Origin of the sequence: Caulobacter sp. CCH9-E1 (genome assembly GCF_001556515.1) — a bacterium.
Lineage (GTDB): Bacteria > Pseudomonadota > Alphaproteobacteria > Caulobacterales > Caulobacteraceae > Caulobacter.
Genome location: NZ_LSJA01000003.1, coordinates 1 through 9,826, shown reverse-complemented (window position 1 = coordinate 9,826; position 9,826 = coordinate 1). Strand labels below are relative to the sequence as shown.

General features: G+C 67.6%; 12 protein-coding genes. 8 read left to right on the top strand and 4 right to left on the bottom strand.

Going from position 1 to position 9,826, the window contains the following annotated elements; translation table 11 throughout:
• A partial coding sequence (locus tag AX690_RS00415; RefSeq protein ID WP_231732059.1) for a methyl-accepting chemotaxis protein occupies positions 1-440 on the top strand: 440 nt, incomplete at its 5' end.
• Between the two features lie 33 nt (positions 441-473).
• Entirely contained in the window at positions 474-980 is a 507-nt protein-coding gene (locus AX690_RS00410; RefSeq protein WP_066686655.1) for a GNAT family N-acetyltransferase, read from the top strand.
• 6 nt (positions 981-986) lie between these two features.
• On the opposite strand, the gene bfr is transcribed toward AX690_RS00410, so the two are convergent.
• Together bfr and AX690_RS00400 are read right to left on the bottom strand one after the other, a co-directional pair.
• Positions 987-1,466 (bottom strand): bacterioferritin, encoded by a 480-nt coding sequence (bfr, locus tag AX690_RS00405; RefSeq protein WP_066686654.1) that lies wholly within the window; start codon positions 1,464-1,466, stop codon positions 987-989.
• A gap of 144 nt (positions 1,467-1,610) precedes the next feature.
• Positions 1,611-1,796: a bacterioferritin-associated ferredoxin gene (locus tag AX690_RS00400; RefSeq protein ID WP_013077839.1), complete on the bottom strand. Its 186-nt coding sequence runs from the start codon at positions 1,794-1,796 to the stop codon at positions 1,611-1,613.
• A 223-nt stretch (positions 1,797-2,019) separates the two neighbouring features.
• On the opposite strand from AX690_RS00400, the gene thiE reads away from it, so the two are divergent.
• The 5 genes from thiE (at position 2,020) to AX690_RS00375 (ending at position 6,872) form a co-directional block, all read left to right on the top strand.
• Positions 2,020-2,664, top strand: coding sequence for a thiamine phosphate synthase (thiE, locus tag AX690_RS00395; protein WP_066686652.1), 645 nt, complete (start codon positions 2,020-2,022; stop codon positions 2,662-2,664).
• Between the two features lie 86 nt (positions 2,665-2,750).
• Complete coding sequence (locus tag AX690_RS00390) at positions 2,751-3,158, top strand: hypothetical protein (RefSeq protein WP_066686649.1); 408 nt, start codon at positions 2,751-2,753, stop codon at positions 3,156-3,158.
• A 302-nt stretch (positions 3,159-3,460) separates the two neighbouring features.
• Positions 3,461-4,261, top strand: a complete 801-nt coding sequence (locus AX690_RS00385; RefSeq protein WP_066686647.1) for an inositol monophosphatase family protein — start codon at positions 3,461-3,463, stop codon at positions 4,259-4,261.
• Positions 4,262-4,432: 171 nt separating this feature from the next.
• Positions 4,433-5,503: a glycerophosphodiester phosphodiesterase gene (locus tag AX690_RS00380; RefSeq protein WP_066686645.1), complete on the top strand. Its 1,071-nt coding sequence runs from the start codon at positions 4,433-4,435 to the stop codon at positions 5,501-5,503.
• Between the two features lie 67 nt (positions 5,504-5,570).
• Positions 5,571-6,872, top strand: a complete 1,302-nt coding sequence (locus tag AX690_RS00375; RefSeq protein ID WP_066686642.1) for a hypothetical protein — start codon at positions 5,571-5,573, stop codon at positions 6,870-6,872.
• Here the strand turns inward: AX690_RS00375 and AX690_RS00370 are convergent.
• Positions 6,835-7,389 carry a hypothetical protein gene (locus AX690_RS00370; RefSeq protein WP_066686639.1) on the bottom strand — a complete coding sequence of 185 codons (555 nt, stop codon included), beginning with the start codon at positions 7,387-7,389 and terminating at the stop codon, positions 6,835-6,837. The genes AX690_RS00375 and AX690_RS00370 overlap by 38 nt on opposite strands.
• A 97-nt stretch (positions 7,390-7,486) precedes the next feature.
• Positions 7,487-9,340, bottom strand: a complete 1,854-nt coding sequence (locus AX690_RS00365) for an ABC transporter transmembrane domain-containing protein (RefSeq protein ID WP_197426736.1) — start codon at positions 9,338-9,340, stop codon at positions 7,487-7,489.
• Positions 9,341-9,464: 124 nt separating this feature from the next.
• Here AX690_RS00365 and rpmE point away from each other — a divergent pair, with 124 nt between their 5' ends.
• Positions 9,465-9,695, top strand: coding sequence for a 50S ribosomal protein L31 (gene rpmE, locus AX690_RS00360; protein ID WP_066686633.1), 231 nt, complete (start codon positions 9,465-9,467; stop codon positions 9,693-9,695).
• Positions 9,696-9,826: the final 131 nt, after the last annotated feature.

Sequence of the window (9,826 nt, the reverse complement as noted above, 5' to 3'; positions counted from 1 at the left end):
TGAACGCCGGGGTCGAGGCCGCCCGCGCCGGCGAGAGCGGCAAGGGTTTCGCGGTGGTCGCCCAGGAAGTGCGGGCCCTGGCCCAACGCTCGGCCGAAGCCGCCAAGGAGATCAAGGTCCTGATCGGCGCCGCCACCGACAAGGTCGAGGTCGGCGTCACCCTCGTCGACCGCACCGGCTCGGCCCTGGGCAGCATCATCCAGCGCGTCACCGACATCTCGACCCTGGTGGCCGAGATCGCCACGGCGGCCCAGGAGCAGGCCACGAGCTTGGCTCAGGTCAACACCGCCGTGAACCAGATGGACCAGATGACCCAGCAGAACGCGGCCATGGTCGAACAGACCACCGCCGCCGCGCATTCGCTGAAGGGCGAGGCCTCGCGCCTGGGCGAACTGGTCGAGAAGTTCGACGATCAGCCGCAGCAGCGCGCGGCGGCCTGACACCTTCGTCTGGGCTAGGATACGGTGGTCGGCATGACGCTCGCCATTCGCCCCGCCCTGAGGACCGAGATCGATGCGATCCGCGATCTTGAACGCGCGTCCTCGCAACGCTTTCTCGGCGTGATGGACGCTTTGGCCGATGACGAGCCCACCCCTGCCGAGGTGCTCGCCCAGCGCCTCGTCCGGGGCGGCCTCCTGGCGGCGACCCTAGACGAAGAGCTGGCGGCCTTCGTGATGTTTCGTCCGCTGGAGAACGGCCTCTACATCGAACAGATCGACGTGGCGCCCGCGTTCGAAGGACGCCGGATCGGCGCGACCCTGATCGACGCCGTGGCCGAACGCGCGGCCAGGGCGGGCCTGGCGCGCCTGACACTCTCGACATTCCGCGATGTGCCGTGGAACGCACCCTACTACCGGCGGCTGGGCTTCGTGGATATCGCCGACGACGCCCTTTCGGCCGCCTTGCAAGCCGTGCGGCGCGAGCATCTGGCGCGCGGCCTCGACGAGGGCGCGCGCCTGTTCATGCAGCGGCCGATCTAGCGGCGGTTAAGACGGCAGCTCGCCCATGGCCGACTGCAGGTAGTTGGCCTCGCCCAGCGACTTCACCAGCGACAGCTGGGTCTCCAGAAAGTCGATGTGCTCCTCGGTGTCGCTGAGGATCTCGCGCAGCAGCTCGCGGCTGACATAGTCGCGGGCCTGTTCGCACTGGACGATGCCGGGGATCAGGGTCTCGCGACCGCCCAGCTCGACCTGGAGGTCGGCGTTAAGGCACTCAGGGACCGTCTCGCCGATCTTCAGCTTGTGCAGGTCCTGAAGGTTCGGAAGCCCCTCCAGGAACAGGATGCGGTTGATCAGCATGTCGGCGTGCTTCATCTCGCCGATCGACTCGTCATAGGTGATCTTGCCGAGGCGCTTGAAGCCCCAGTTGTCGTACATCCGCGCGTGCAGGAAGTACTGGTTGACCGCCGTCAGTTCGTTGGTGAGCACCGCGTTGAGCAGACGGATGATGCTGGGATCGCCCTGCATGGCGGCCTCCTTTAGATTCACTGTTGGCCGGAACCTGGGGCAAGCCGAAGCGGGCTTCAACACGAATATGTGCGAGTGTTTCGCGCTCTCACGGAAATTCGTGCGAGTGCTTCGCGATCTCTGATTTTACAAGATTTTTCGCCGTTACTCGGCGGCGTAGGCCAGGGCTTCGCGGTTTTCCTGGATCATCTGGCGCATCTCACAGACGCACTTGGCGCACTGCGCCTGGCAGCCGTGGTGACGGAAAATCTCCACCGGGCGCTGGGCGCCGGCGTCGATGGCGGCGCGCACCTGGCGCTCGCGGATGCCGTTGCAGTTGCAGACGTACAAGGAAGAACGCCCTACCGAATGAGTTTCATTCTCATCTATCTTAATGCGGGGCGTTTTGCAACTAACTCGCATTGCGGTGTGTAGAGCACGCTCAAATCCTCCCCCTAGCGGGGAGGTGGTCGCGCAGCGACCGGAGGGGGAAGTCGATGAATACGCCCCTCTCCGTCGCCCCTTCAGGTCGACACCTCTCCCACAGGGAGAGGATTTGGCCTAAAGCCACCCCATGACGCTCGACTGCCGCCTCTACCTGATCACCCCGCCCGCCCTGGCCGACCTGGCCGCGTTTGGCCGGACGCTGGCGCAAGCCCTGGAAGGCGGCGACGTCGCCGCGCTGCAGATCCGGCTGAAGGACGCGCCGGACGACGTCGTGGCGGCCGCCGTCGATGCGCTCGCCCCGATCGCCCAGGCGCGCGACGTGGCCGTGATCCTGAACGACCGCCCGGATCTGGCCGCGCGCCTGGCCGTCGATGGGGTCCACATCGGCCAGTCGGACATGCCCTACAAGGACGCCCGCAAGCTGATGGGCCAGCGGATGATCGGGGTCACCTGCCACGACAGTCGCCACTTGGCCATGGAGGCCTCCGAGGCCGGCGCGGACTATGTCGCCTTCGGCGCCTTCTTCCCGACCACGACCAAGGACGCCCCGACCACCGCCGATCCCGAGATTCTGACCATCTGGCAGGAGACGATGGAGACCCCGTGCGTCGCCATCGGCGGGATCACCGCGGCCAACGCCGCCGGCCTCGCCGCGGCGGGCGCGGACTTCCTGGCCGTTTCAGCCGGCGTCTGGGCCTATCCGGAAGGACCCGCCGCCGCCGTGGCCGCGCTGAACGCCGCCATCGCCGAAGGCCTCGCCGCCCGTAAGTAAACGTCAGGTCGCGCGGCGCCTTGTGACGCGCCGCACACAGGCCTAGCGTCCTTTCCAGCGAACAAAACCTGGGAAGGGCGCTCGACATGAAGCGGCTCGTAGTGTGTTTGCTTAGCCTACCGGTCCTGGCCGTCTCGACGGCCGCCGTCGCCGAGACCTGGAAACTGGCGCCAGGGGAAACCAAGACCTATTACGACGCGGACTTCTCCCGCGTGGACCAGTCCACCGGACTGATCGTCACCCGCATCGCCGAAGGCAAGGCCAACGGCCCCTACAGGAACTGGCCGGCCTCCAAGGGACCGATCCTGCTGTTCGCGCTGGACTGCGCGGCCGACAAGTGGATGGACCTCGGCATGGACTTCGACGGGACCAAGGGCCTGCCCAAGGACTGGCGCAAGGAAGCCAAGATCGAGGACATCGCCGGCGCGGTCGGCAAGTCCGGCAAGCTCCTGTGCGAGACCAAGGACAGCCTGCCGAAGGTGGAATTGCCTTAGGCGACGGCCCAGTCCTCCAAACCGTGTCATCCCGGCCGCAGCGAAGCGAAGAGCCGGGCCCCAGGGGGGGCGACGAACGCGGTGCGCGCGGCCCCTGGGCCCCGGATAGGCTCTACGAGGCTTCCGGGATGACACGGCTTTTACTGGTGCGTTTTTCCCGTTAACCCCACCCAATTCGCCCCGCCTTGCCATCCCCCCTGTGGACGACTAGGTTCCGCGCCCGTTCTTTCACACCGTCGACCTACCGCTCCGCCGCCGGACTTTCCGGCGGGCGTCGACGGCTTCATTGAGGATAGCCGCCCGTGCCCACGCCTTCCGCCCTCCTGAACGTCATGATCGACGCGGCCCGGAAGGCCGCCCGGGGCCTGGCCCGCGACTTCGGCGAAGTCACCGAACTGCAGGTCTCCAAGAAGGGCGCGGCCGACTTCGTCTCCAACGCCGATCTCAAGGCCGAACAGACCCTGTTCGAGATCCTGACCAAGGCCCGCCCCGGCTACGGCTTCCTGGGCGAAGAGCGCGGCATGGTCGAGGGCACCGACAAGACCCACACCTGGATCGTCGACCCGCTGGACGGCACCACCAACTTCCTGCACGCCATTCCGCACTTCGCGGTCAACATCGCCCTGCAGCGCGAGGGCGAGGGCATCGTCGCCGGCGTGACCTATAACCCGATCAGCAACGACCTGTTCTGGGTCGAGAAGGGCAAGGGCGCGTTCCTGGGCGCCGAGAAGCGCCTGCGCGTCGCCGCTCGCCGTCACCTGGACGAGAGCGTCCTGGCCACGGGCGTGCCGTTCGCCGGCAAGCCGGGCCACGCCCAGTTCCTGAAGGAGCTGCACCAGGTCAGCCAGAAGGTCGCCGGCGTGCGCCGCTTCGGCTCGGCCGCCCTGGACCTGGCCTGGGTCGCCGCCGGCCGCTTCGACGCCTACTGGGAGCGCAACCTCAACCCGTGGGACGTCGCGGCGGGCATCCTGATGATCCAGGAGTCGGGCGGCAAGATCACCACGATCGACGAGAGCGACCTCGACCTGGTGTCCGGCAAGTCGCTGCTGGCCTCCAACCAGGACCTGCACCCGCAGATCCTGGAGCGCCTGCGCGCGGCTTAAGCAGCCCACTCTCTTGTGTCATCCCGGAAGCCTCGCAGAGGCTATCCAGGACCCAGGGCAAGCGGCAGGGCGGCCGCCCCTGGGTCCGGCTCGGCGCGCTTCGCGCTTGGCCGGGATGACAGTTTTCAAGGTCTAGCCAAACCGTCACATCCGCGCGCTAAATCGCGGCCCATGACCCTGCTGACCCGTCGCGCCCTGACCACCGCCGCTCTCGCCGGCACGTTCATCCCGGGCCTGTCTCGCGCTCAGAACCGCAAGCCGATCGTCATCGGCCACCGCGGCTGCAGCGGCGAGCGGCCCGAGCACACGGTCCTGGCCTATGAGCGCGCCATCGAGCAGGGCGCCGACTTCATCGAGCCGGACCTCGTTCCCACCAAGGACGGCCACCTGGTGGCCCGCCACGAGAACGAGATCGGCGGCACGACCGACGTCGCCAGCCGCCCCGAGTTCGCCGCCCGCAAGGCGACCAAGACGATCGACGGCGAGCAGATCACCGGCTGGTTCACGGAAGACTTCACCCTGCCGGAGCTGAAGACCCTGCGCGCCCGCGAGCGGCTGCCGCAACTGCGTCCGGTCAGCGCGGCGTTCGACGGCCAAGCCCAGATCCTGACCTTCGAGGAAGTGGTCGCCATCGCCCGCGCGGGGAGCCAGCGCACCGGCCGGACGATCGGCGTCTATCCCGAGCTGAAGCATCCGACCTATTTCGCCTCGATCGGCCTGCCGACCGAGGACCGCCTGGTCGCCAAGCTGAAGGCGCTGGACCTCAACTCCGCCAAGGCGCCGGTGTTCGTCCAATGCTTCGAGGTTGGTCCGCTAAAGCGTCTGCGGGCCAAGACCCCCGCGCGCCTGGTCTTCCTGGTCGCTGGCGAGGGCGGTCCGGCCGACCTGCCGAACGTCAAGTACGCGGACCTCGTCACCGCCCAGGGCCTGAAGGAGGTCGCGGTCTATGCCGACGGCCTGGGTCCGGAGAAGACCATGATCGTTCCGCAAAACGCCGACGCCCTGCTGCCGGCCACGGATCTGGTCAAGAACGCCCACGCCGCCGGGCTGGTGGTCCACCCCTGGACCGTGCGGGCCGAGAACTACTTCCTGCCCGCGAGCTTGCGGAAGGGCGATCCCAAGGACCCGGCCTTCCTGGCCCAGCACGGCGATACGATCGCGGTGCTGAAGGCGCTGTACGCCGCCGGCGTCGATGGCGTGTTCAGCGACTTCCCCGCGCTGGCGGTCGCCGCGCGGAGCTAAGCCCGCTCTTGCCCAGGAGGGGCGGTCCGGTGCAGCGTGCCGGCCTTGCGCCTTGGGGAAGAGTTCCATGAAGTTACGTCACGCCGTCGCCTCGCTCGCGGTCGTCGCCGCCCTTGGGGCGAGCGCCCCCGCCCTCGCCTCGCCGGGCTCGGAGACGCTGGACAAGGTCGCCGTCGACTTCGTGCGCCTGACCCTGGAGGCCGGCGAGCGCGAACCGGGCTATGTCGACGCCTATTACGGCCCGCGCGAATATCTGAACGCGGCCAAGCTGGCCCCACGTCCCGTGTCGGTGCTGCGCAAGGAAGCCGATCGCCTGCAAGCGCTGCTCGCCAAGGTCTCGGACAAGGACCTGACGGCAGACCAGCGCCGCCGCAAGCTGTTCCTGAAGGGCCAGGTCAAGGCCGCCCAGACACGGCTGGCGATGATCGCCGGCGACAAGTTCCGCTTCCAGGACGAGGCTCAAGGCCTGTTCGGCGTGCGCCCGGCGATCAAGCCGCTGAAGACCTATGATCCGATCCTGGCGCGCATCGACAAGCTGGTCCCCGGCCAGGGCGACCTCGCCGCCCGCGTCGACGCCTTCCAGGCCCGGTACGTGATTCCGACCGACCGGCTGGAGCCGGTGATGAAGGCCGGCATCGCCGCCTGCAAGGCCAAGACCGAGGAACACATCAAGCTGCCGGCGGGCGAGCGCTTCGACCTGTCGTTCGTCACCCGGAAGCCCTGGAGCGGTTACAACTGGTACCAGGGCGGCGCCCACAGCCTGATCGAGATCAACACCGACCTGCCGATCTATATCAGCCGCGCCTTGGACCTGGGCTGCCACGAGGGCTATCCGGGCCACCACGTGCTGAACGCCCTGCTGGAAGAGAAGCTGACCAAGGAAAAGGGCTGGGTGGAGTTCAGCGTCTATCCGCTGTTTTCGCCGCAGTCGCTGATCGCCGAGGGCAGCGCCAATTACGGCATCGCCCTGGCCTTCCCCGGCCAAGCCAAGACCGATTTCGAGCGCGACAAGCTCTACCCCCTGGCGGGCCTGGATCCCAAGACGGCGGCCGCCTACGGCGCTCTGATGGACGCCAAGGCCGCCCTGGCCCAGAGCGAGATCACCATCGCCGCGGCCTATCTGGACGGCAAGATGAAGAAGCCCGAGGCGGTAAGGGCCCTGGCGAAGTATGGCCTGACCTCGACGGCGCGCGCGGAAAAGCGCCTCTCGTTCATCGAGACCTACCGCGCCTACATCATCAACTACAGCCTGGGCCAGGACCTGGTCCGCGCCCACGTCGATCGGGTCGGCAAGACCGAGGCCGCGCGCTGGGCGGCGATGGAGCGCGTGATCAGCGAGCCGACGACGCCGGCGGATTTGGCGAAGTAGCTGCCTTCTTAAGCTTGTCGAGACGATCCCCACCCCGGAAACCTGCCCAGAAGATCACCACAAGGAGGAAGGACTCGAGGGCCGTTCGAATAATCCCCCACGGAGGCCCTTCGAACTGAAAGCCTGTGAGATAGATCATCTTCGGAACGGAAAGCAGCGAGTAGGCGAATAAGAGAAAAACGATCAACGGAATCCATTTGTTAGGCCTCCGCCATTGAACCGCGCCGAGCACAAAGAAAAGCAGCGCCTGCGCGATGCTGAAGTATACAACTCCTTGCACCAAACCCGGCCCCATCATGTCCCTTGAAGCGGCGGCCACCTCTGGACGGGAGACAAGCTCCAAGCTCTGACGCATCTGCTGGAGCACCGCGTCACGCGCAAACCAGGTGGAAATCGCACCCCAAAGGCATTCGATTCCAACCACCAGCAGTGCAAGGGCCGAAACCCTGAGGGCCAGACCCCCCTGCCCCTCAGGCAGCGGCCTAAAGGGATTCAAGAAACTCAACTTCTGGATCATGACGTCAGCGTCACATCGTTCAGGTGGCGTTGTCCATAGCCACGGATCTGGTTGATGTAGGGCTTGGCGACCCAAAGCTGGCTCGCGACCCAGTTGCCTAAGCCGCCTCGACGCCGAACTGCAGGCGGGCCAGGCGGGCGTAGAGGCCGCCCTTGGCGAAGAGCTCGGCGTGGGTGCCCTGCTCGACCACGCGCCCCTCCTCCATGACCACGATCCGGTCGGCCTTGAGCACCGTGGCCAGGCGGTGGGCGATCACCAGGGTCGTACGGCCGGCCATGGCCGCGTGCAGGGCCTGCTGAACGAGGCGCTCGCTCTCGGCGTCGAGGGCGCTAGTAGCCTCATCCAGCAGCAGGATCGGCGCTTCGCGGGCGAGGGCGCGGGCGATGGCCAGGCGCTGGCGCTGGCCGCCGGACAGGGTCTTGGCGCGCTCGCCCACCGGGGTGTCGAAGCCCTGCGGCAGGGCCGACAGGAAGCCGGCGGCCTGGGCGGCCTCGGCGGCGGCCTTCAGCTCTTCGTCGGAGGCGTCCGCGCGGCCGAAGCGGATGTTGTCCAGGGCCGAGCCCGAGAACAGCGGCGAGTCCTGGGCGACCAGGGCCATGCGGGCGCGGACCTCGGCCGGATCGGCGTCGCGCAGGTTCACGCCGTCCAGGCGGATATCCCCGACCTGAGGATCATAGAACCGCAGCAGAAGCCGCAGGACGGTGCTCTTGCCCGCGCCGGAGGGGCCGACCAAGGCGACGGTCTCGCCGGCCTTCACAGACAGGTCAAAGCCGTTCAGCGCCGGCAGGTCCGGGCGCCCCGGATAGGCGAAGGTCACGTTCTCGAAGGCGATCTCGCCGCGCGCCGGGACCGGCAGCGGCTTGGGAACGGCCGGGGCGGCGATGCCGGGCCGGGCGTTCAGCAGTTCGGAGATGCGGTCCATGGCGCCGGACGCCTTCTGGACGTCGCCCCAGACCTCGCCCAGGGCGCCGATCGAGCCGGCGGCCATGATCGCCAGCATGGCGAACTGGGCCAGGGTGCCGCCGGTCATCTCGCCCGACAGCACCAGACGCGCGCCGGTCCATAGCAGCAGGGTGATGCCGCCGAAGGCCAGGATGATGACCATGCCGGTCATGCTGGCGCGCGTAACGATGCGCTTGACCGAGGCCCGGTAGGCCATCTCCACCGCCTCGGCGAAGCGGCTCGACGAGGCCTTCTCGCGGCCGAAGGCCTGCACCGTCTCCAGCGCGTCCAGGCTCTCGCCGGCGTAGCCGACGGCGTCGGCGAAGCGGTCCTGGGCGGTGACGGTCAGCTTGCGCACCCGGCGGCCGACCAGGAACATCGGCGCCAGGATCACCGGCACCATCAGCACGATGAAGCCCGCCAGCTTGGGCGAGACCACCGCCATGTAGCCGAGGCCGCCCACGAGGCTCAGGATATTGCGCAGGGCGATCGAGGCCGAGGCGCCGACCAGCTGCTCGATCAGCGAGACGTCGGTGGTCAGGCGCGACAGCACCTCGCCGGTGCGGGTCTTGAGGAAATATTCCTGATCCAGCGTCAGGGTGTGGCCATAGAGCGCCCGGCGCACGTCGGCCACGACCCGCTCGCCCAGCCGCGTGATGAAGAAGAATCGCAGGGCCGTCGCCACCGCCAGAACCATGGCGACGGCGCCCAGGCCGACGAAGGCGCTGTTGATCTCGCTTCCCTGACCCTTGGCGAATCCGTGGTCGATGACCTCCTTGAACGCCGCCGTGAGGCCCAAGGTCGCGCCGGTCGAGAAGAGCAGGAAGAAGCCCGCCGCCAGCCCGTCGCCCTTGTGGGCGGCCACGAACGGCAGCAGGTGGGCCAGCGGGCGGATATCCTTGCGGCGCGGCCGCCGGGCCTTGGCCTCGGCCATGCCCTGGACCAATTCCGCCCCCGCGCCGGGGCGGCCTTCGGCCTTTTGCTCGCCGGCGGTCACGTCAGTCATCAACTGTCCCTTGCCAAAATCGCGCGCGTTCTTTATAGCCGCGCGTCTTCGAGGGCCACCCCGCGCGTGCGCGGATTGGCGCTTACCCCATTCTCACTCGCCGGCTTAGTCGGTCTGGATCGCCGCCATGAAACAAGACATTCACCCCGACTACCACTTCATCACCGTCACCCTGACCGACGGTTCGAGCTACAAGACCCGCTCGACCTACGGCAAGGAAGGCGCGACCCTGGCGCTGGACATCGACCCGCGCACCCATCCGGCGTGGACGGGCGGCAACGCCCAGCTGATGGACCGCGGCGGCCGCGTCTCGCGCTTCAACGCCAAGTTCGCCGGCTTCACCGGCAAGAAGGCCTAAAAACCCTTCTCGCCGTAAGGGCGACGAAAAGCCGGCTCCGCGCATCGCGGGCCGGCTTTTTCTGTGTCTGGAGGTTTCCTTCTCCCCTTGCGGGAGAAGGTGTCAGCGAAGCTGACGGATGAGGGGTCGAT